At 62.0% G+C, this 20,952-nt stretch carries 22 protein-coding genes; 10 read left to right on the forward strand and 12 right to left on the reverse strand.

The annotated features are described in order from the left end of the window. Positions 1–146: 146 nt before the first annotated feature. On the reverse strand, positions 147–686 hold the full coding sequence (locus M0814_RS11930; RefSeq protein ID WP_103484299.1) for a type 1 glutamine amidotransferase domain-containing protein: 540 nt from the start codon (positions 684–686) through the stop codon (positions 147–149). A 228-nt stretch (positions 687–914) separates the two neighbouring features. Here M0814_RS11930 and M0814_RS11935 point away from each other — a divergent pair, with 228 nt between their 5' ends. The 3 genes from M0814_RS11935 to M0814_RS11945 all read left to right on the forward strand — a co-directional run bounded on the left by M0814_RS11935 (position 915) and on the right by M0814_RS11945 (position 2,945). Next, positions 915–1,727 (forward strand): HDOD domain-containing protein, encoded by an 813-nt coding sequence (locus M0814_RS11935; RefSeq protein WP_177434710.1) that lies wholly within the window; start codon positions 915–917, stop codon positions 1,725–1,727. 12 nt (positions 1,728–1,739) lie between these two features. Then, positions 1,740–2,552, forward strand: a complete 813-nt coding sequence (mutM, locus tag M0814_RS11940; RefSeq protein ID WP_003229159.1) for a bifunctional DNA-formamidopyrimidine glycosylase/DNA-(apurinic or apyrimidinic site) lyase — start codon at positions 1,740–1,742, stop codon at positions 2,550–2,552. Between the two features lie 69 nt (positions 2,553–2,621). Beyond that, positions 2,622–2,945 carry a multidrug transporter gene (locus tag M0814_RS11945; protein WP_096795774.1) on the forward strand — a complete coding sequence of 108 codons (324 nt, stop codon included), beginning with the start codon at positions 2,622–2,624 and terminating at the stop codon, positions 2,943–2,945. A 133-nt stretch (positions 2,946–3,078) separates the two neighbouring features. On the opposite strand, the gene M0814_RS11950 is transcribed toward M0814_RS11945, so the two are convergent. The 5 genes from M0814_RS11950 to M0814_RS11970 form a co-directional block, all read right to left on the reverse strand. Beyond that, the gene (locus tag M0814_RS11950; protein WP_003195146.1) at positions 3,079–3,330 is read right to left on the reverse strand and encodes a YfhL family 4Fe-4S dicluster ferredoxin; all 252 of its coding nucleotides are present in this window, start codon (positions 3,328–3,330) and stop codon (positions 3,079–3,081) included. Between the two features lie 135 nt (positions 3,331–3,465). Continuing rightward, on the reverse strand, positions 3,466–3,945 hold the full coding sequence (gene coaD, locus M0814_RS11955) for a pantetheine-phosphate adenylyltransferase (protein ID WP_003229157.1): 480 nt from the start codon (positions 3,943–3,945) through the stop codon (positions 3,466–3,468). Positions 3,946–4,060: 115 nt separating this feature from the next. Beyond that, complete coding sequence (locus M0814_RS11960) at positions 4,061–5,656, reverse strand: GMC family oxidoreductase (protein ID WP_103484298.1); 1,596 nt, start codon at positions 5,654–5,656, stop codon at positions 4,061–4,063. Positions 5,657–5,776: 120 nt separating this feature from the next. Beyond that, positions 5,777–6,322, reverse strand: a complete 546-nt coding sequence (locus M0814_RS11965) for a twin-arginine translocation pathway signal protein (RefSeq protein WP_103484297.1) — start codon at positions 6,320–6,322, stop codon at positions 5,777–5,779. Between the two features lie 28 nt (positions 6,323–6,350). Then, a complete protein-coding gene (locus M0814_RS11970; protein ID WP_103484296.1) occupies positions 6,351–7,781 on the reverse strand; it encodes a coniferyl aldehyde dehydrogenase in 1,431 nt (476 codons plus the stop codon). 145 nt (positions 7,782–7,926) lie between these two features. Here M0814_RS11970 and M0814_RS11975 point away from each other — a divergent pair, with 145 nt between their 5' ends. Together M0814_RS11975 and M0814_RS11980 are read left to right on the forward strand one after the other, a co-directional pair. Further along, a complete protein-coding gene (locus M0814_RS11975; protein ID WP_027610562.1) occupies positions 7,927–8,598 on the forward strand; it encodes a TetR/AcrR family transcriptional regulator in 672 nt (223 codons plus the stop codon). Positions 8,599–8,629: 31 nt separating this feature from the next. Continuing rightward, positions 8,630–9,484: a sulfurtransferase gene (locus tag M0814_RS11980; RefSeq protein ID WP_103484295.1), complete on the forward strand. Its 855-nt coding sequence runs from the start codon at positions 8,630–8,632 to the stop codon at positions 9,482–9,484. Positions 9,485–9,595: 111 nt separating this feature from the next. Here M0814_RS11980 and M0814_RS11985 read toward each other — a convergent pair whose 3' ends face one another. From M0814_RS11985 to M0814_RS12005, 5 genes are all read right to left on the reverse strand, one after another. Next, a complete protein-coding gene (locus M0814_RS11985) occupies positions 9,596–10,435 on the reverse strand; it encodes an AraC family transcriptional regulator (protein WP_103484294.1) in 840 nt (279 codons plus the stop codon). Next, positions 10,432–11,430: a hydrolase gene (locus M0814_RS11990; RefSeq protein WP_103484293.1), complete on the reverse strand. Its 999-nt coding sequence runs from the start codon at positions 11,428–11,430 to the stop codon at positions 10,432–10,434. Before M0814_RS11990 ends, M0814_RS11985 begins: the two co-directional genes overlap by 4 nt. 113 nt (positions 11,431–11,543) lie before the next feature. Continuing rightward, complete coding sequence (rsmD, locus tag M0814_RS11995) at positions 11,544–12,149, reverse strand: 16S rRNA (guanine(966)-N(2))-methyltransferase RsmD (protein ID WP_083367657.1); 606 nt, start codon at positions 12,147–12,149, stop codon at positions 11,544–11,546. Then, positions 12,149–13,636: a pitrilysin family protein gene (locus tag M0814_RS12000; protein ID WP_103484292.1), complete on the reverse strand. Its 1,488-nt coding sequence runs from the start codon at positions 13,634–13,636 to the stop codon at positions 12,149–12,151. Before M0814_RS12000 ends, rsmD begins: the two co-directional genes overlap by 1 nt. Then, positions 13,629–14,984 carry a pitrilysin family protein gene (locus M0814_RS12005; protein ID WP_103484291.1) on the reverse strand — a complete coding sequence of 452 codons (1,356 nt, stop codon included), beginning with the start codon at positions 14,982–14,984 and terminating at the stop codon, positions 13,629–13,631. Before M0814_RS12005 ends, M0814_RS12000 begins: the two co-directional genes overlap by 8 nt. Before the next feature lie 344 nt (positions 14,985–15,328). Here M0814_RS12005 and ftsY point away from each other — a divergent pair, with 344 nt between their 5' ends. The 4 genes from ftsY (at position 15,329) to rpoH (ending at position 19,533) form a co-directional block, all read left to right on the forward strand. Beyond that, the gene (ftsY, locus tag M0814_RS12010) at positions 15,329–16,873 is read left to right on the forward strand and encodes a signal recognition particle-docking protein FtsY (protein WP_103484290.1); all 1,545 of its coding nucleotides are present in this window, start codon (positions 15,329–15,331) and stop codon (positions 16,871–16,873) included. Continuing rightward, the gene (gene ftsE, locus M0814_RS12015) at positions 16,870–17,541 is read left to right on the forward strand and encodes a cell division ATP-binding protein FtsE (protein ID WP_003229148.1); all 672 of its coding nucleotides are present in this window, start codon (positions 16,870–16,872) and stop codon (positions 17,539–17,541) included. The genes ftsY and ftsE overlap by 4 nt, the downstream gene beginning before the upstream one ends. Beyond that, complete coding sequence (gene ftsX / locus M0814_RS12020; RefSeq protein WP_003229147.1) at positions 17,538–18,563, forward strand: permease-like cell division protein FtsX; 1,026 nt, start codon at positions 17,538–17,540, stop codon at positions 18,561–18,563. Before ftsE ends, ftsX begins: the two co-directional genes overlap by 4 nt. 115 nt (positions 18,564–18,678) lie before the next feature. Continuing rightward, positions 18,679–19,533 carry an RNA polymerase sigma factor RpoH gene (gene rpoH, locus M0814_RS12025; protein ID WP_003229146.1) on the forward strand — a complete coding sequence of 285 codons (855 nt, stop codon included), beginning with the start codon at positions 18,679–18,681 and terminating at the stop codon, positions 19,531–19,533. A gap of 179 nt (positions 19,534–19,712) precedes the next feature. Here rpoH and mtgA read toward each other — a convergent pair whose 3' ends face one another. Further along, a complete protein-coding gene (gene mtgA / locus M0814_RS12030) occupies positions 19,713–20,435 on the reverse strand; it encodes a monofunctional biosynthetic peptidoglycan transglycosylase (RefSeq protein ID WP_003229145.1) in 723 nt (240 codons plus the stop codon). A gap of 74 nt (positions 20,436–20,509) precedes the next feature. Between mtgA and M0814_RS12035 the strand changes: the two genes are divergently transcribed. Next, positions 20,510–20,881: a DUF423 domain-containing protein gene (locus M0814_RS12035; RefSeq protein WP_103484289.1), complete on the forward strand. Its 372-nt coding sequence runs from the start codon at positions 20,510–20,512 to the stop codon at positions 20,879–20,881. Positions 20,882–20,952: the final 71 nt, after the last annotated feature.

Consider the following 20,952-nt stretch of genomic DNA (forward strand, 5'->3'; position numbering starts at 1 on the left):
TGGACATGTGGCGAGGGAGCTTGCTCCCGCCGGGCTGCGAAGCGGCCCCAATTCATGCAACTCGATTCATCAGGAAGAACCGGTTGGCAGGGCTTGCGACTGCTGCGCAGCCGAGCGGGAGCAAGCTCCCTCGCCACAGAGGCGCGTCAGGCCGACAGCGCGTCGATCAGTTCTTTGTTGAAAGCTGGAATATCGTCCGGCTGACGGCTGCTGATCAGATGACCGTCCTTGACCACTTCCTTGTCGACCCAGTTGGCCCCGGCATTCACCAGATCGTCCTTGAGTGTCTTGTAGCTGGTCAGGGTCTTGCCGTTGACCAGCCCGGCGGAAATCAGCAGCCAGCTGCCGTGGCAGATCACCGCGATCGGTTTGCCGGCGGAGGCGCCGGTCTTGACCAGATGCTGGGCATCCTGATCGATGCGGATGGTGTCGGAGTTCTGCACGCCACCTGGCAGGACGATCGCGTCGTACTGCTCGCTGCTGGCGCCTTGAAAGGTCTGATCGACCTTGAAGTCATCTGCCGGTTTGTCGTGGTTCCAGCCTTTGACCTTGCCGGCCTCGGCCGAGAGGATGTCGACCTGGGCGCCGGCCTGCTCCAGTGCTTGCTTGGGCCCGGTCAGTTCGACCTGTTCGAAACCGTCTGTTACCAAAATGGCGACACGCTTGCCGCTGAGGGAATTAGCCATGATTAAGCTCCTGAGTCTGCGGGAAATTGCCGCCGAGCCGGTGCTTGAGTGTCCGGTCGGCATTACAAAGTCCGAAGCCTGAGCGGGAATGAAAGTTCCTGACAAATGCCCACTGGTGTGTCGTCGTGCGGTTTTTAGAGGTTAGAATCGCCGCCTGTCCCAGAGTGTGTACTTATGTCCCAAGAGCTGACCACCGAACAGATTCAACAATCCCTGCAAGGCATCAGTGTGCCGGCGCAGCCGCAGATCATGGTGGATCTGCAAATGGAGCAGTACATGCCCGACCCGGACCTGGAGGTGATCGCCAAGCTGATCTCCCAGGACCCAGGCCTGTCCGGCTCGCTGCTGAAAATCGTCAACTCGCCGTATTACGGCCTGAGCAACAAGATCACCTCGATCCAGCGTGCGGTGAACCTGTTGGGCAGCCGCTCGATCATCAACCTGATCAACGCGCAGTCGATCAAGGGCGAGATGAACGACGACACCATCGTCACCCTCAACCGCTTCTGGGACACCGCTCAGGACGTGGCGATGACCTGCCTGACCCTGGCCAAGCGCATCGGCACCCAGGCCGGTGATGAAGCCTATGCCTTGGGTCTGTTCCATGACTGTGGCGTGCCGTTGATGCTGCAGCGTTTCCCCAATTACATGTCGGTGCTGGAAAAGGCCTATGCCAATGCCAGCGCCGAGTGCCGGGTGGTGGACACCGAAAACAGCGAGTTCAATACCAACCACGCCGTGGTCGGTTACTACACCGCCAAGTCGTGGCGCCTGCCGGAGCACGTCAGCGCGGCGATTGCCAATCACCACAACGCCTTGGCGATCTTCAGCGACGAGTCGTCACGCAACAGCCAGCTGAAAAACCTGCTGGCGATCCTGAAGATGGCCGAGCACATCTGCGCGTCTTACCGGGTGCTGGGCAATCAGACCGAAGACTTCGAATGGAACGCTGTCGGGCCGCTGGTGCTCGATTACGTCGGCCTGTCGGATTACGACTTCGAAACCCTCAAACAAACGATCCGCGACCTCGGCGCGCATTGATTCGAGGACACCATGCCTGAACTGCCGGAAGTCGAAACCACCCGCCGGGGTATTGCCCCGCACCTTGAAGGCCAGCGCGTCAGCCGGGTGATCGTGCGTGACCGCCGGCTGCGCTGGCCGATCCCTGAAGACCTCGATGTGCGCCTGTCCGGGCAGCGCATCGTGCTGGTCGAACGGCGGGCCAAGTACCTGTTGATCAATGCCGAGGTCGGCACGCTGATCAGTCACCTGGGCATGTCGGGCAACTTGCGGTTGGTGGAGGTCGGGTTGCCGGCGCTCAAGCACGAGCACGTCGATATCGAGCTGGAATCCGGTCTGGCGCTGCGCTACACCGATCCACGCCGTTTCGGCGCGATGCTGTGGAGTACCGACCCGCTCAATCACGAACTGCTGATTCGCCTCGGGCCGGAGCCATTGACCGATCTGTTCGACGGCGAGCGCCTGTTCCAGTTGTCGCGCGGGCGTTCGATGGCGGTCAAGCCGTTCATCATGGACAACGCGGTGGTGGTGGGTGTCGGCAACATTTACGCGACCGAAGCGCTGTTCGCTGCCGGGATCGATCCGCGCCGCGAAGCCAAAAGCATCTCCCGGGCGCGTTATCTGAAGCTGGCGATCGAGATCAAACGGATTCTCGCTGCAGCCATCGAGCGCGGCGGCACCACGTTGCGGGATTTCATCGGCGGCGACGGGCAGCCCGGCTACTTCCAGCAGGAACTGTTTGTCTATGGTCGCGGCGGTGAGCACTGCAAGGTCTGCGGCACCGGCCTGCGCGAAGTGAAGCTGGGTCAACGGGCCAGTGTGTTCTGTCCGCGTTGCCAGACCTGAGGCAAAAATCTGAAAAAGTCCTACGGTCTATAGTGAGTTGTCTCACTGTTCAGCCCGAAGGATCGTGCCATGAAGTCCTTGCAAGTCCTGTTTGCAGCACTGCTGCTGTGTTCCAGCCTGGCCGTTCAGGCCACGGAAAACGGCAGCGGTGATCCGCGCTACACCATCCAGAACCCTCCCGCCTACGCCATGATCGGCGATTTGCTGATTGCCCGACCTTTATTGGTGGTGGCAACGGTGCTGGGTGCGGGGGTGTTTGTGGTGTCATTGCCGTTTACCGCGCTGGGTGGCGGGGTGGGCGATGCGGGACAGGCGCTGGTGGTGGATCCGGCGAAAGCGGCGTTTGTGCGCTGTTTGGGGTGTACGGGGGAGGGGTTCGAACAGCGCGAGTGAGCTGATCAGGATGGTGTGGTGTTGCTGATGGCCCTTTCGCGAGCAAGCCCGCTCCCACCATTGAAATGCATTCCAACTGTGGGAGCGGGCTTGCTCGCGAAGAGGCCCGAAAGAGCGCTACAAAATTGCCGGATCAGGCCTTGCCGGTGATCTTGCGGTACTTCTCCATCAACTGTTCTTCAGTCTCCGGATGCGCCTCGTCCAGTGGAATGCAATCCACCGGGCAGACCTGCTGGCACTGCGGTTCGTCGTAGTGGCCGACGCACTGGGTGCACAGGTTCGGGTCGATCACATAGATCTCTTCGCCTTGAGAAATGGCGGCGTTCGGGCACTCGGGTTCGCAGACGTCGCAGTTGATGCAATCGTCGGTGATGATCAGGGACATGCTAACTCCAGCCGGGGCGGCAGGCCCGGGCGCTATAAATCAATGCGCGCAATTGTGCCGCATTGGCGAGCGCAGTGCACGCGGCTGCGATCAAGGGCTGAAATCAAAAGCCAAGATCGCAGCCTGCGGCAGTTCCTACTTTTTAAAGCGCAGCGTCAGGGCATCGGCCACGGCCGGGTGCACGAACTTGCTGATATCGCCGCCCAGCGCGGCGATTTCCCGCACCAGCGTCGAGGAAATGAACGAATAACGCTCGGACGGGGTGAGAAACAGGCTCTCGACGTCCGGGGCCAGTTGGCGGTTCATGTTGGCCAACTGGAATTCGTATTCGAAGTCCGACACCGCACGCAGGCCACGCAGGAACACATTGGCGTTCTGCTCCTTGGCGAAATGCGCCAGCAGCGTCGAGAAGCCGACCACTTCGACGTTGGGCAGGTGTTTGGTGACCTCGCGAGCCAGCTCAACCCGTTGTTCCAGCGGGAACAGCGGATTTTTCTTCGGGCTGGCGGCGACCGCAATGATCACGTGATCGAACAGGCGCGAGGCGCGTTCGACCAGATCGCCATGGCCCTTGGTAATAGGGTCGAAGGTACCTGGGTACAACACTCGGTTCATCGCGTCGTCCTGGCGGGAGTCCGTTGGGGAGTCGGATGGTATCGCAGCCGTCCCGGTCGGCCAAGTCGCCTGTTGGGTAAGAAAGCACTATAGACGACGCGATAAACCGGTTTTTTCACGGATTTCTCAGCCGATCAGCGAGGGACGTCGCCAATTGTGCAGTCAGCCCATACACCGACAATTGCGGGTTGGCGCCAATGCTGGTGGGGAACAGCGAGCCGTCGTGAATCGACAGATTGCTCAGTTGATGATGCCGGCCGAGGCTGTCGGTGACCGCGTTTTTCGGCTCTTCGCCCATCGCACAACCGCCCATCACGTGGGCACTGCCCAGGCGCGTGCGGTACAGCTCAAGGCTCAAACTGTCGATCAAAGTGCGGGCTTCGGCCAGGGTTTTCACGTAGCGCGCATCGGCGTGCATCGGCATCACGGCTTTGGCGGCGCCGGCAAACTGGATCTCGGCCATGCTGTGAAAGGCGCGGCGCAAGCCTTCCCAGGCGTAAGGCGAGACTTGATAGTCGAGCACTGGCGAACCGTCGCCGCGCAATTCGACACTGCCACCGGGGCTGTCCGGGTGGAAACCGTCGCGCAGCAACGCGAGCATCGCGTGGGTGTGCGGCAGGTCGGCCATGTGTTCGGCGTTCTGCTGGCCGAAGCCGCCGAGCAAGGTCGCGGCCAGTGCCGGTTGCAGCGGTGGCACTTCGAGTTTGTAGCCCATCGGCCCGCTGGTGCCGTCCTTCCACTGGAAATGATCCGAGTAGATCGACTGTGGCGCGCCGTAGAACGGGTTGATCACCTCGTCGAAACGCCCGGCGGACATGTTCACCAGATGCAGGAACGTGCGTTTGCCGAGGCGCTGATGCGGGTCTGGCGCGTCCGAACGCAGCAGCAGGGCCGGGCTGTTGATGCCGCCGCCGGCCAGCACGTAGTGCCGGGCCTTGACCGTGATGGTGTGGCCGGTCGGCGCGACGCAGCGTTCGTCCATCGCCACGCATTGCAGGTCGGTGATCTTGTCGCCGCTGATCAACAGCTTTTCCGCACGGGCCAGGTACAGCAACTCGCCACCCTTTTCCAGCGTCGCCGGGATGGTCGTGACCAGCATCGATTGCTTGGCGTTGGTCGGGCAGCCCATGCCGCAATAGCCAAGGTTCCAGCAGCCACGGACGTTGCGCGGGATCACGTGCCAGCTGTAGCCGAGTTGCTCGCAGCCCTTGCGGATCACGTCGTTGTTGGCGTTGGGCGGCACCATCCATGGCGCGACGCCGAGGCGCTGTTCCATTTTTTCGAACCACGGCGCCATCTCGGCCGGGCTGTGGCCTTTGACGTTGTGCTCCTTGGCCCAGTGTTCGAGGGTCGGCTCGGGCGTGCGGAAACTCGAGGTCCAGTTGATCAGCGTGGTGCCACCGACCGCACGGCCCTGGAGGATGGTGATCGCGCCGTCCTTGCTCATGCGGCCGATGCCTTCCTGATAGAGGCTGCTGTAGGCCTGGTCTTCGAGCATCTTGAAGTCGGAACTGGTCTTGAGCGGGCCTTCTTCGATCAGCAGCACTTTGTAACCGGCGACGCTGAGGATTTCTGCCGTGGTGCCGCCACCGGCACCGCTGCCGATGATCGCCACGTCGGCTTGCAGCGTCAGGTCACCGGTCAGTTGTGCGCCGTTGTAGGTTTTCCAGCCACGGGCGAGGCCTTCGCGGAACGGGTCGGGTACGGGCATGGATCAGGTTCTCTTGTTTTTGTTGTTCTTGCGGGCCTCTTCGCGAGCAAGCCCGCTCCCACAGGGGAATCGCATTGCAAATGTGGGAGCGAGCCTGCTCGCGAAGGGTGCGACTCGGTTTCAAACAGCAGGCGGGCCGGGATAACCGCAATGGCCCCAGGACTCGGCGCGGGTGTACCAGGCCATCATCACCATCTGCTGCAATGAGCTGTGGCCCATGCGCAGCAGGCTCAATGAACTGTTCTGCCAGCGCTCGAGGAAGTGGCGCAGCGCCTCGGGACTGGCGTTTTCCCAACTGCCCCAAATGCCCGTGAGCGGGCCACGGGTGACCGCCATGCCGAGCACATCGAACAATTGCCGGGTGAGCTTGAGCATTTCCGGCGACAGGTGATCGAGGCTGTAGTCCAGCGACTTCAGGGTGCCATCCACCGCACCGGGCATTTTCTCGGCGGCCACGGCGCCTTCGAGCATCACCGGAATCAGTGCGCGCAGAAATAGCAGGTCGCCGTCGCGCAAAGTGACGAAGCCGTTGGCCGCGACACTCGATGAACAGCCACTGAGGCTCGCGCCAAGGCCAGCGGTGGCGAGGAACGCGGTGGCGCCGAGGCTGAATTTCAGCAGGCCACGGCGCGACAGGGCAGGTGTTTCGGTCAGGCTTGGGTGCATTGTTGTTATTACCCGGCGGTGACGACGATTAGCGGATGAACAGCTTCTGGATCAGTTTCTGAATCGATTTGCCGTACGGCGGGTAGATCAGCTTCGCCGCGTTGAAACGCTGTTTGATCAATACGCCCTTGGCCTTGCTGAAGGTCAGGAAGCCTTCGTGGCCGTGGTAATGGCCCATGCCTGACGGGCCGATGCCGCCGAACGGCATGTCGTCTTGCGCCACGTGCAGCAGGGTGTCGTTCAGGCACACGCCGCCGGAGTGGGTTTCGTGCAGCACGCGGTTCTGCTCGCGCTTGTCGTAGCCAAAGTAGTAAAGCGCCAGAGGACGCGGGCGCTGATTGATGTAGGCAAACGCCTGATCCAGATCCTGATACGGCACGATCGGCAGCAACGGGCCGAAGATTTCGTCCTGCATCACGGTCATCTCGTCAGTGACATTGAGCAGCAGGCTGTGCGGCATGCGCCGGCCCTGGCCTTGTTCGAACAGCGGGATCAGCAGCGCGCCCTTGCTCGTGGCGTCGCTGACATAACCGTTGAGCCGGGCCAGTTGGCGCTCGTTGATGATCGCGGTGTAGTCCGGGTTGTCGGCGAGGGTTGGATAGAAACTGTTGACCACCTGACGATAGGCTTCGACGAACGCGCCGACGCGGTCTTGCGGCACCAGCACGTAATCGGGGGCGACGCAGGTCTGCCCGGCATTCAGGGTTTTACCGAAGGCGATGCGTTCGGCGGCGTCCTTGAGCGGCACGTCGCGAGAGACGATGGCCGGGGACTTGCCGCCCAGTTCGAGAGTCACCGGAGTCAGGTTTTCCGCCGCAGCGCGCATCACGTGTTTGCCGATGCTGGTGGCGCCGGTGAACAGCAGGTGATCAAAACGCAGGCGGGAGAACGCCACGCCGATGTCGGCCTCGCCGAGCACCACGCAGACCAGATCTTCGGGGAAAATCCGTCCCAGCAGGGTCTTGAGCAACTGGCCGGTGGCCGGGGTCGATTCGCTGAGCTTGAGCATCACCCGGTTGCCCGCTGCCAGCGCGCCGACCAGTGGGCCAATGGCCAGATACAACGGGTAGTTCCACGGAACGATGATGCCGACCACGCCAAGCGGCTGGTACACGACTTTCGCCGACGCTGGCTGAAAGGCCATGCCGACTTTGCGTCGCGACGACTTCATCCAGCCCTTGAGGTGGCGGCTGGCGTAATGGATCCCGTGCAGGCTGGGCATCAGTTCGGCGAGCAGGGTTTCATCGGCGCTGCGATGACTGAAATCCGCGCTGATGGCCTCGACCAGCGCCTGCCGCTCATTACTGAGCAAGTCGCGCAACGCCTTGAGCCATTGCTGGCGCTGATCTGCCGGCGGCATCGGGTTGGCGGCATAGGCGGCGCGCTGTGCCGCGAACAGCCGATCCAGCTCTTCCAGGGGCTGTTGCAGCGTTTGCAGATAAGCAATGTCGGCAGTCATCGTCGGCTCCGGATTTATTGTAGTGATGACTTTCTAGAGTCTATGCTCTAGAAAGTCAAATGACTTCCCGACACAGCTTTGTTTTATCCCATTCCGGTTAGGTCGTAAGATGCTCCTCACCGCACTCTGAATTAAAGCTCAAGCCATGGCCCCACGAATAAAAACCAGCGAGCGCATCGTGCAGAACAGCCTCGAACTGTTCAATCAGCAGGGCGAGCGCAGCATCAGCACCAATCACATCGCCGCCCACATGGAGATTTCTCCGGGCAATCTGTACTACCACTTCCCGAACAAGCAGGCGATCATCGCCGTGCTGTTCAGTGAGTACGAGACGCTTGTGGACAGCTTTCTGCGCCCGCCGCAGGGGCGTGCCGCCACCGTCGAAGACAAGCGCTATTACCTCAAGGAACTGCTGTCGGCGATGTGGGGCTACCGCTTTCTGCATCGGGATCTCGAGCACCTGCTCGACAGCGACCCGGACCTGGCTGCGCGCTACCGGCGCTTTTCCCAGCGCTGCGTGATTCAGGGCATGGCGATCTACGAGGGCTTCGTCGCCGCCGGCATCCTCAAGATGGATCGGGTGCAGATCGAATCCCTGACGATCAATGCCTGGATCATCCTCACCTCGTGGGTGCGCTTTCTGTGCACCACCCGGGAAAACTCCAATCACCTCAGCGAACAGGCCATCAAGCGTGGCGTGTATCAGGTGCTGGTGCTGGAAGCCGGATTCGTCACTGATCAGGCGCGCGAAGAGGTGAATGCCTTGTTCGACGAGTTCTACGTGCCGCTGGCCCAGGCCCTCGAGGAAGGGCGCTAAACCATTTCGAAGTCGCTCACAGGAGTCCGTTATGCCGATTGCGCAACTGCTCAGCCCGAATGCACTGGATGCCCGCAAGGAGCAGCCGGGGCTGGTGATTCTCGATTGTCGTTTTGCCCTCGAAGACCCGGACTACGGGCAGCGCAGCTATGCCGAAGGGCACATCGCCGGCGCCCGCTTCGCCGACCTTGAGCGTGACCTGAGCGGCAAGGTGATCAAAGGCGTCACCGGACGTCACCCGCTGCCTGAGCCGGCGGTGCTGATCGAGCGTCTGCAGGCGTGGGGCATCAATGCCGACAGCGATGTGGTTTTGTACGACGACGGCCCCGGTGCCTATGCGGCCCGCGCCTGGTGGTTGCTGGCGTGGCTGGGCAAGCGCGACGGCGTATTCATTCTCGACGGCGGGCTCAAGGCCTGGCACGCGGCGGGTCTGCCGCTGAGCCTGGATGCGCCATCGGTCACCCGGGGCAACTTCAGCGGGCAGCCGGACATGAACCTGCTGCTGAGTGCCGAGCAATTGCAGAAGCGCCTCGGCCAGTCAGCGCTGACGTTGCTCGACGCCCGGGCCTTGCCGCGCTTCAAGGGTGAGGTGGAGCCGATCGACCCGATTGCCGGGCACATTCCCGGCGCGCAATGCGCAGCGTTTACCGAAAACCTCGGCAGCGACGGGCGATTCCTGCCGGCGGAGCAGCTCAAGCAGCGCTTTGCCGCAAAACTCGGCGAGCGTTCACCTGCGGAACTGGTCGCCTATTGCGGCTCCGGGGTGACGGCGTGTCACAACCTGTTCGCGTTATGCCTGGCGGGGTATCCGCTGGGGTCGCTGTATGCCGGGTCGTGGAGTGAGTGGATCAACGAGCCTTCTCGGGGCATCGCCACGGGCGAATAACCACCACAAATCACCCTTGTGGGAGCGGGCTTGCTCGCGAAAGCTGTGTGTCAGTCAACCATGATGTGTGCCGAAACACCGCTTTCGCGAGCAAGCCCGCTCCCACAGGGGTTAATCGCCGCTAACAGGTTGTCGGGCACTGCGATACGCCGCCGGCCCCACGCCATACACCTGCTTGAACTGCCGGCTCAGATGACTCTGGTCGGCAAAGCCCAACTGCATGGCGACTTCCACCGGCAGGCAACCGTGCTGCAATAAACCCCGGGCCGTGGCGATGCGCTGCTGCATCAGCCAGGTGTGCGGTGGCATGCCGGTGGCGCGGCGGAATACCCGGGCGAAGTGGAAGGGCGACAGATTCACTGCGGCCGCCAGCTCTTCCAGCGACGGCGGCGCAGCGAGTTGCGCATGCAGCAACTCCTTGGCCATCACCACCGCGCGGTGTTCCTTGCCCGGTTTACCGTTGATCTGCACCGCCGCATGCCGCTGCAACAGCAGCATCATAATCTCGCGCCATACCGTTTGCTGTTGCAGCGCGGTGGCGGGGCTTTCCAGTAAGCGATGCAGATGACAGAAACCGTTGACCAGATCCGGGTCGCGATACAGCGTCGCGCCAAACGCCGGCATCGGCGCGGTGGGCAGTTCCAGTTCTTCGAGCAGTGAAACGATCTTTCCGGTGTCGGGATAAAACGCCCGGTACAGCCAGCCGTCCTCGGTACCCTTGTGCCCGGTGTGCAATTCGTCCGGGTTGATCAGCACCAGCGTGCCGCTGCCGGCCAGGTGTTCGGCACCGCGATAGCGATAACGCTGGGCACCGGCCATGATCATGCCGATCACATAACCGTCGTGGACATGCGGGGCGAAGCGATGCTCGATGTAGCGCGCCGACAGCAACTCGACCCCGGCCAGTGGCGCGGTCTGCCAGAAACGGATCGACTCGCCCTGGTCGCTCATGACGTCACACGGGCCAACCATTGCGGGATGCGCCGTTCCAGGTAGTAACCGGGCTGGCGCAACGTGCCATCGACAAACCCGACATGCCCACCCTTGGCCTGCAGCTCGAACTGCGTGGTGGCGGACAACTCCTCGGTCGTCGGCAGGCTGTGGGGGAACACGAACGGATCGTCAGCGGCTTGAATGATCAGGGACGGGGTGCGGATCTCGCCGAGAAAGTAGCGACTCGACGCCCGGCGATAGTAATCCTCGGCATCGGTAAAACCGTGCAGCGGCGCGGTGACCCGGCCATCGAAGTCCCAGAAAGTCCGCATGTTCTCCAGCGAGCCGAGCGCCGCCAGAGCTGCCAGGCCATCCTCGCGCCCGTCGTGCTGGAACTGCCGTTGCTTGTTCTTGATGTAGGCGACCATCTCGCGCATGAAATGCGCCTGATAGACCTTGGAGAAACCCTGACCGATCCGGTCCGCACACTGATCAAGACGAAACGGCACCGACACTGCCACCGCACCGAGCACGCCGCTGTCGCTGCCGGTCTCGCCCAGATGCTTGAGCAACACATTGCCGCCGAGGGAATAACCGACCGCATACAGCGGCGCCAGCGGGCGTTTGGCACGCAAGTGTTGGATGGCTTCGGCGAGGTCTTCGCTGGCACCGGAGTGGTAGCTGCGCGGTAGCAGATTGGGTTCACCGGAGCAGCCGCGCCAGTTCAGCGCGACACTGGCCCAGCCTTGTGCGGCGAGGGCGGCCTGAATTCCGGCGACGTAGGGCGAATTGGAAGAACCGGTCAACCCGTGCAATACCAGCACCAGCGGCGCGTCGGCGCTGTGCGGACCATGCCAGTCGAGGTCGAGGAAGTCCCCGTCGTCCAGCCACAGGCGTTCGCGCTGGCGATCAAGGTGGACGGTTTTGCGCCACAGCGGCCCCCACAAGGTTTGCAGGTGCGGATTGCCGAGGCCGAAGGCGGGGATGAAGCGTTCAGTTTCCAGAGTGCACACACCTTTTGTGGCGAGGGAGCTTGCTCCCGCTGGGGCGCGAAGCGGCCCTTTTTTGGGACTGCTGCGCAGTCCAGCGGGAGCAAGCTCCCTCGCCACAGGGTTGTTCAATACGTTCAGTTGACTGCCATACGTTGCCACAACGCGTAGTACACCCGCCCGGATTTCTGCTCGCGGTGCAGGCGCCAGTTGCCCGGCAGGCCCAGCGTCGAAGGCGCGGTCTCGCTTTCAGTGTAGATCCACGAATCCGGCGCCAGCCATTGGCGTTCTTCCAGCAAAGTGCAGACGGCTGGCAACAGATTCTGGTTGAACGGCGGATCGAGAAATACCAGATCGAACGGCGTGGCGACCTGGGTTTCCAGATAACGCAGCGCGTCGGCGGTCTGCACCTGGCCGTTGGTGCAGCGCAGGGTGCCGAGGTGTTCCTTCAGGCTCGATACCGCAACGTTGCTGGCATCCAGCGCCTGGCCCATGGCCGCGCCGCGGGACAATGCCTCCAGAAACAGCGCGCCGCTGCCGGCGAACGGATCCAGCACCTTGGCCCCGGCCACATACGGCGCGAGCCAGTTGAACAGGGTTTCGCGCACGCGATCCGGTGTCGGGCGCAGGCCGGGTGCATCGGGGAAGCTCAGTTTGCGGCTGCGCCATTCGCCGCCGATGATGCGCAGCTGGTTCACACCGTTGTGGACGTTCTGCGCAGGTTTTTTAGGGCGAGTAGCCATTAATGCTCCGGAACCCCGAGCGGTTGCTCGGCAGGTTTATCAGATGGGGCCGGTAACGGCTTTTGCGGCACGGTCGGGCCAGCGCTGACGATGACCAGTTTGTCCGTGCTCAGATGTTTGTTCATCGCGTCTTTGACCTGTTCGACGGTCAGGCTCTGGGACTGACGCATGAAGTCATCCAGATAGCTCAGCGGCAGATTATAGAAACCCATGGCGCCCAGCTGGCCGACGATATCGGCGTTGCTCGCGGTGGACAGCGGGAAGCTGCCGGCCAGTTCGCGTTTGGCATCATCGAGTTCTTTCTGGGTCGGGCCGGTCTTCAGGTAATCGGCGAGCACGTCCTGCACCAGTTTCAGGGTGCCCTCGCTCATTTCCGCGCGAGTCTGCAGGTTGATCATGAACGGGCCGCGAGCCTGCATCGGGCTGAAACCCGAATACACGCCATAGGTCAGGCCGCGCTTCTCGCGCACTTCGCTCATCAGGCGGGTGCCGAAACCGCCGCCACCGAGGATCTGGTTACCCATCGACAGCGCCGCGTAATCCGGGTCGTCACGGTCGATGCCCAGTTGCGCGAGCAACAGGTTGGTCTGCTTGGACGGGAACTCGATGTGATTGATGCTGGCTTTCGGTTCCTGCGGCTGAGCGATCTTCGCCAGTGCCGGGCCTTTCGGCAGGGCAGAGGAGACCTGATTGGCAATCGCCTCGGCCTCGGCGCGAGACAAGTCACCGACCAGCGCGATCACCACGTTGCCGGCCGCGTAGGCCTTGGCGTGGAACTCACGCAGTTGCGCCAGAGTGATCTTCGGCACGCTCTGCGCATTACCGTCGCTGGAATGCGCATACGGGTGGTCGCCGTACAAACGCTTCATCAGCTCGAGGCTGGCGAGTTTGCCGGGGTTCTGTTTCTGGTATTCGAAACCGGCGAGCATCTGGTTCTTGATGCGCGCGAAGGAATCGGCCGGGAAGGTCGGTTTGCCCACCACATCGGAGAACAGCTTCAGCGCCGGCTCGCGCTTGTCGGCGGCACTCAGACTGCGCAGCGAAGCCAGCGCCATGTCCTTGTAGGCGCCGTTGCCGAAATCCGCCCCGAGGCTTTCGAAGCCCTGGGCGATGGCGCCAACGTCCTTGCCCGCCACGCCCTCGTTGAGCATGGCGTTGGTCAGGATTGCCAGGCCCGGCGCATTGCCGTCCTGGCTGCTGCCCGCGGCGAAGATCAGGCGCATGTCGAACATCGGCAGCTCATGGGCTTCGACGAACAGCACCTTGGCCCCTTCGGCGGTGTTCCAGGTCTGCACGTCGAGCTTGCGGCTGGCCGGGGCCTTGCCATCGAGTTCGGCCAGCGATTGCAGCTTCTGGCTGGACTTGGCGTTGTCCAGTGCTTCACTGGCGTCGGTTTTAACGCCGGGCATCAGATAGAACGCGGCAGAGCCGATCACAGCGATGGCGATCAGGCCGAGCAACAGGCGCGGGGTTTTACGCTCACTCATGAGTCGTCTCCAGTGGCAGGACATGGGCGACGCTGAGACGTTCGCGGGTGAAATACAGCTTGGCGGCGTTCTGGATGTCTTGCGGGGTCACGCTTTCCAGATCGGCGAGTTCGGTGTCCATCAACTTCCACGACAGACCGACCGTTTCCAGCTGGCCGATGGCGGTGGCCTGGCTGGTGATCGAGTCACGTTCGAACACCAGACCGGCGATCACTTGCGCACGCACGCGCTCCAGTTCTTCGGCGGACGGTGCGGTGGTTTTCAGCTGTTCCAGCAGTTTCCACAGACCGGCTTCAGCTTGCGCCATGGTCTTGTTCTTCTGCGTGTTCGGCGTCGCCGACAGGGTGAACAGGCTGTCGCCACGGGTGTAGGCGTCGTAGCTCGACGAACCGCCGGAAACCAGCTCTTCGCCGCGCTCCAGTTGCGTCGGGATGCGCCCGCTGTAGCCGCCGTCGAGCAACGCCGAGATCAGGCGCAGGGCGTTGACCGAGCGCTTGTCTTCAGCGGTGGCGATGCTGGGCACGTTGAAACCGAGCATCAGGCTGGGCAGTTGAGTCTGCACATGCAGGGTGATCTGGCGCTCACCGGGTTCGGCCAGTTCCAGTGGCTTCTTCGCTGGCGGCACCTCGCGCTTGGCAATCGGCCCGAAGTAGCGTTGGGCGAGGGTCTTCACTTCATCGGGGGTGACGTCGCCGACCACTACCAGCGTGGCGTTGTTTGGCACATACCAGGACTGATACCAGTGGCGCAGCTCTTCGACCTTCATCCGATCGAGGTCGGCCATCCAGCCGATGGTCGGCGTGTGGTAGCCGCTGGCCGGGTAAGCCATCGCCTTGTAGCGCTCGTAAGCCTTGGACATCGGCTTGTCGTCGGTGCGCAGGCGACGCTCCTCCTTGATGACTTCGATTTCCTTGGCGAACTCGTCAGCCGGCAGGCGCAGATTGGCCATGCGGTCGGCTTCCAGTTCGAACGCTACGCCCAGACGGTCGCGGGCCAGCACCTGGTAATACGCGGTGAAATCGTCGCTGGTGAAGGCGTTTTCTTCGGCGCCAAGGTCGCGCAGGATCAACGAGGCTTCGCCGGGGCCGACTTTCTCGCTGCCCTTGAACATCATGTGCTCGAGCGCGTGGGACAGGCCGGTCTGGCCCGGGGTTTCGTAGCTGGAACCGACCTTGTACCAGACCTGCGACACCACCACCGGCGCGCGATGGTCTTCGCGCACGACGACCTTCAGGCCGTTGTCGAGGGTGAATTCGTGGGTCGGTTGCGGGTCGGCCGCCAGGGCCGAAAGGGGCAGGCAGACTGTGCTGAGCAGCAGGCCTGCAGCGCGGCGGGCTAGAGCATTCATTCGTTTTTTAACCTGTTGGGCTGCCCGCTTGGTCTTAGCGTCGGCGGGCGAGAGGGTGCTAGGATACTGATCCGTTTTACCGGCGACCACGCCTATCAGGTTTTCAGGCCTGAACCGGCTGTATGGGTTTGCGGCAGAAAGCTGCGGTTTATCGACTAGACTTCGCTTTTTCGCCGATTTTGCCGGTTTAGTCCTTCGTTTATACGATTCTTTGAGGTGCCGCTGGCGCCTCGACAAAATGTTGCGCGTGAACAAGCTGGATGAAACACAGTCTGTTCTGCATCGAATATTTATTTGCCGGGGCGCCCTTATGGCGCGTCGCTACCGTGAGATAGCCGTCCTCCATGTTTGGTTCCAACGACGACAAGAAGACCCCAGCTGCGGCTGGCGAGAAGAAAAGCCTGTTCGGATGGCTGCGTAAGAAACCGCAGGAACCCGTCGTCGAACAGCCGCCCGTGATTCCTGAGCCAGCCCCGGCGCCAGTCATAGAAGCAGAGCCGGCGCCGATCGTGCTGCCGATTGCCGAGCCGGTGCTGCAACCGGTCGAGCCCGAGCCAGAACCTGAAACCCCGGTGGCGGCCGAGCTGCCACTGACCCCGGCGGCCGAGCCGTGGCTGACCTTGCCGGTGGCCGAAGAGCCGGTGGCTTTGGTCGAAGAGGCCGCGCCGCATGTGACGCCGCCGATTCCTGCGCCTGCCGCGTTCGTTCCTGAAGTTGCTCCGGCGCCTGTGGTTGAGCCGGTTGTCGAGCCTGCGCCGGTTGTTGCCGAGCCGGTGGCCCCGGTGTTCGTTGCCCCTGTTGCGCCGGTCGTTCAGCAGCCCGAGCCTGCACCTGCACCTGCACCTGCACCTGCACCTGCACCTGCACCTGCACCTGCACCGGTCGTCGCTGCTCCGGTTGTGCCGGTGGAAGTGGTTGCTGAAACGCCAGTCGAAGCGACGCGCAGCGAAGAAACCAAAGTCGGCTTCTTCGCTCGCCTCAAGCAAGGCCTGTCGAAAACCAGCGCCAGCATCGGCGAGGGCATGGCCAGCCTGTTTCTCGGCCGTAAAACCATCGATGACGACCTGCTCGATGAGCTGGAAACCCGACTGCTGACCGCCGACGTCGGTGTCGAAGCCACCACCCAGATCATCCAGCGTCTGACCCAGAAGGTCGCACGTAAAGAGCTGGCCGACGCCGATGCGCTGTACAAGTCGTTGCAGGCCGAGCTGGCGGCGATGCTCAAGCCGGTCGAGCAGCCGCTGAAAATTGCCTCGCAGAACAAGCCGTTCGTGATTCTGGTGGTCGGCGTCAATGGCGCTGGCAAGACCACCACCATCGGCAAACTGGCGAAGAAGCTGCAACTGGAAGGCAAGAAAGTCATGCTCGCCGCCGGTGACACCTTCCGCGCCGCTGCCGTCGAGCAGCTGCAGGTCTGGGGCGAGCGCAACAAGATCCCGGTGATCGCCCAGCACACCGGCGCCGACTCTGCTTCGGTGATCTTCGACGCCGTGCAGGCCGCCAAGGCCCGTGGCATCGACGTGTTGATCGCCGACACCGCCGGTCGTCTGCACACCAAAGACAACCTGATGGAAGAGCTGAAGAAAGTTCGCCGGGTGATCGGCAAGCTCGACGCCGACGCGCCGCACGAAGTGCTGCTGGTGCTCGACGCCGGCACCGGTCAGAACGCGATCAACCAGGCCAAGCAATTCAACCAGACCGTTGAACTGACCGGCCTGGCGCTGACCAAGCTGGACGGCACCGCCAAGGGCGGGGTGATTTTCGCCCTGGCCAAGCAGTTTGGCCTGCCGATCCGCTACATCGGCGTCGGTGAAGGCATCGACGATCTGCGTACCTTTGAAGCCGAACCCTTTGTCCAGGCACTGTTTGCCGAGCGGGAGCGTTCATGATTCGTTTCGAACAGGTCGGTAAACGCTACCCGAACGGTCACGTCGGCTTGCATGAGCTGAGCTTTCGAGTCCGTCGTGGCGAGTTTCTGTTTGTCACCGGTCACTCCGGTGCCGGTAAGTCCACGCTGTTGCGCCTGTTGCTGGCGATGGAGCGTCCGACCAGCGGCAAACTGCTGCTGGCCGGGCAGGATCTGAGCACCATCAGCAACGCGCAGATTCCGTTCCTGCGTCGGCAGATCGGCGTGGTGTTCCAGAATCACCAGTTGCTGTTCGATCGCACGGTGTTCAACAACGTCGCGCTGCCGCTGCAGATTCTCGGCTTGTCCAAGGCCGAAATCGCCAAGCGCGTCGATTCGGCGCTGGAGCGCGTGGCGTTGTCGGATAAAACCGATCTGTACCCGGGCGACCTGTCCACCGGTCAGCAACAGCGCGTCGGCATCGCCCGCGCCATCGTGCACCGTCCGGCCCTGCTGCTGGCGGACGAACCGACCGGTAACCTCGACCCGCGTCTGGCGGCCGAGATCATGGGCGTGTTCGAAGACATCAACCGGCTGGGCACCAGCGTGCTGATCGCCAGTCACGACCTGGCCCTGATTGCGCGTATGCGCCACCGCATGCTGACCTTGCAGCGCGGCCGATTGATCGGCGACGGGGAGGCCGGCGTATGAGTGCGACACGCAGTCCGAAGGTTTCCGAGCGCGTGGCCCCGAAAGCCGCCGATCCGCAGCCGCCAAAGAAGAAAAAGCACGACGATGACGACGGCCCGGACTTTTCCACGCTGTTGCGTTCGTGGATCGAAAGTCATCGTGCCAGCCTGCTCGACAGCCTGCGTCGCCTCGGCAAGCAGCCGATCGGCAGCTTTTTCACCTGCATGGTGATGGCCGTGGCGTTGAGCCTGCCGATGGGCCTGTCGCTGCTGATCAATAACGTCGAGCGTCTCGGCGGTTCGTGGCAGCGTGCGGCGCAGATTTCGCTGTACCTGCAGCTGGATGCCACGCCCGCGCAGGGTGAGGCGTTGCGCGAGCAGATCAAAGGCATGCCCGGCGTTGCTGATGCCGAATATGTCGGCCGTGATCAGGCGCTGGAGGAGTTCCAGCAGCAGTCCGGTCTGGGCGAGGCCCTGCGCGAGCTGCCGGAAAACCCGCTGCCGGGCGTGGTGCTGGTGACCCCGAAGGAAGTCGACAAGCCGACGCTGGAAGCATTAAGACAAAAACTTTCCGAGCTGCCGAAGGTACAACAGGCGCAACTTGATCTAGTCTGGGTCGAGCGTCTGGCCGCTATCCTCAAGCTCGGTGATCGTTTTGTCTTCGGTCTGACGGTGCTGCTGGTTTCTGCATTACTTTTGGTGATAGGCAATACCATTCGTCTTCATATTGAAAACCGCCGCACAGAGATAGAAGTGATTAAACTCGTCGGCGGCACTGACAGCTATGTACGTCGTCCCTTTCTTTATATGGGCGCGTTGTATGGCTTCGGTGCGGGTGTTCTGTCCTGGGGAGTGCTGGCGTTCGGCCTCAACTGGCTGAACGACGCTGTGGTTGGACTAGCCGGTTTGTACGGCAGTGATTTCGCGCTGGCCGGAGTGCCAGTTGCCGACGGTCTGTCGCTCTTGCTTGGCGCGGTGCTGTTGGGTTATATCGGTGCATGGATTGCAGTCGCACGTCATCTCAGGGAGCTGGCGCCGAAGTAGAATCTTTTTTGCGCGTGATTGACCTTGCGGTTTTTTTGGGAACTTGTACTTGAATTCCCGGTCAATTTTTCGCAGTGCCGAGAGGCACGAGTATGTAAGTGGGAGGTTTTTTCGCATGACCAATTCTTTGCAACCTGCGTATGCGTTGGTTCCGGGTGCGAACCTGGAAGCCTATGTGCACACCGTCAACAGCATTCCATTGCTGACGCCGGAGCAGGAGCGTGAACTGGCCGAGAGTCTCTACTATGAGCAGGATTTGGGGGCGGCTCGGCAGATGGTGCTCGCCCACCTGCGTTTTGTCGTACACATTGCCCGTAGCTATTCCGGCTACGGTCTGGCTCAGGCTGACCTGATCCAGGAAGGCAACGTCGGCCTGATGAAGGCCGTGAAGCGCTTCAACCCGGAAATGGGTGTGCGTCTGGTGTCGTTCGCCGTGCACTGGATCAAGGCGGAAATTCACGAGTTCATCCTGCGCAACTGGCGCATTGTGAAAGTCGCGACCACCAAGGCCCAGCGCAAGCTGTTCTTCAACCTGCGCAGCCAGAAGAAACGTCTGGCGTGGCTGAACAACGAGGAAGTCCACCGTGTGGCGGAAAGCCTTGGCGTCGAACCACGTGAAGTGCGCGAGATGGAAAGTCGTCTGACCGGTCATGACATGGCCTTCGACCCGGCTGCTGAAGCCGATGACGACAGTGCTTTCCAGTCGCCGGCCAACTACCTGGAAGACCACCGGTACGACCCGGCGCGTCAACTGGAAGATGCCGACTGGAGCGACAACTCCAACCACAACCTGCACGAAGCGCTGGAAGTGCTGGACGAACGTAGCCGCGACATCCTCTACCAGCGCTGGCTGGCAGAAGAAAAAGCCACGCTGCACGACCTGGCGCAGAAGTACAACGTGTCGGCCGAGCGAATCCGTCAGCTCGAGAAGAGCGCGATGAACAAGCTCAAGTTGTCGATCGCCGCATAACCGGCGCTCAGGCAATAAAAAACGCCCCGATCAGCAATGATCGGGGCGTTTTCATTTCTGGCTCAACACAAATCCTTGTGGGAGCGAGCCTGCTCGCGAATGCGGTTTATCAGTGACATCAATGCAAGCTGACACACCGCTTTCGCGAGCAAGCCCGCTCCCACAGGAGATCTTCTGTGTTATTCGGCCCAAGGCGCCCGGCGCGAATCGTTGAGCCCCAGCAGATAGCTGGTCCCGCCCAACTGGCTCATCTGCTGCCGAATCCACCCGGCCCGGCGTGACACATAAGCCGTAGGATGGCTGGCGCTCCACACTCGCGGGTTGGGCAGCACCGCCGCCAGATAACTCGCCTGCTGCCGCGATAACGACTTGGCACTCACGCCAAAGTGATGGCGTGCCGCCGCTTCGGCACCAAACACCCCGTCGTCCCACTCGACGCTGTTCAGATAAACCTCAAGAATCCGCTGCTTGGGCCAGAACACCTCGATCAGTGCGGTAAACCACGCCTCCAGGCCTTTGCGCAGATAACTGCGGCCCGACCACAGAAACAGGTTCTTGGAGACTTGCTGGCTCAAAGTGCTGGCGCCGCGAATCGAACCGCCGAGCTCGTTGTGGGCCAATGCAGCCTGGATCGCGCCGAAGTCAAAGCCCCAGTGCTCGGGAAATTTCTGGTCTTCGCCGGCCATGACCGCGACCTTGAGGTCGTCGGAAATCTCGTCCCACGGCTTCCAGGTGCGCTGCAGGTCAATCGGCTCGCCGTCGACCCAGGATTCGATCTTGCGCTCGACCATCAGCGCCGTGCCCGGCGGTGGCACGAAGCGAAACAGCAACACCAGCAATACACTGCCGCCCGCGAACCAGAGCAGGGCCTTCGTGAGACGACGCAAAAGTGAACGCAGCATAGAGATGGCTTGGCCGAACCGATAGAGCGGGCCATTATACAGACCCTGCCGAACGAGTCTGACTGGAGTTCCACATGCTGCGTGGCTTTCTGATGCTGGCCGCTTTCTTTGGTTTTACCGGTGTGGGCCTGGGCGCCTTCGCCGCTCATGGCCTGAAGAGCCGCCTGACCCCCGAGTATCTGGCGATTTTCCACACCGGCGTGACCTATCAACTGGTGCACACCCTGGCGCTGTTCGGCGTTGCGCTGCTGGCCACGCAGATTCAGGGGCGTCTGGTGACCTGGGCCGGTATCTCGTTCGCCGTCGGCATCCTGTTGTTCTCCGGCAGTCTGTATGTGCTGACCACCACCGGCATCAGCAAGCTCGGCATCATCACCCCGTTCGGCGGTCTGGCGTTTCTGCTCGGCTGGCTGTGCCTTGGACTGGCCGCCTGGCGCCTGCAATAACCGCTTGACGCTTGGTGCTGACCTTTAGGTCATGATCGGGCTAGAATGCCACCCCCTAAAAATGATGGCGG

It is taken from the genome of Pseudomonas sp. MWU12-2020 (assembly GCF_023100605.1).
Taxonomy (GTDB): domain Bacteria; phylum Pseudomonadota; class Gammaproteobacteria; order Pseudomonadales; family Pseudomonadaceae; genus Aquipseudomonas; species Aquipseudomonas fluorescens_H.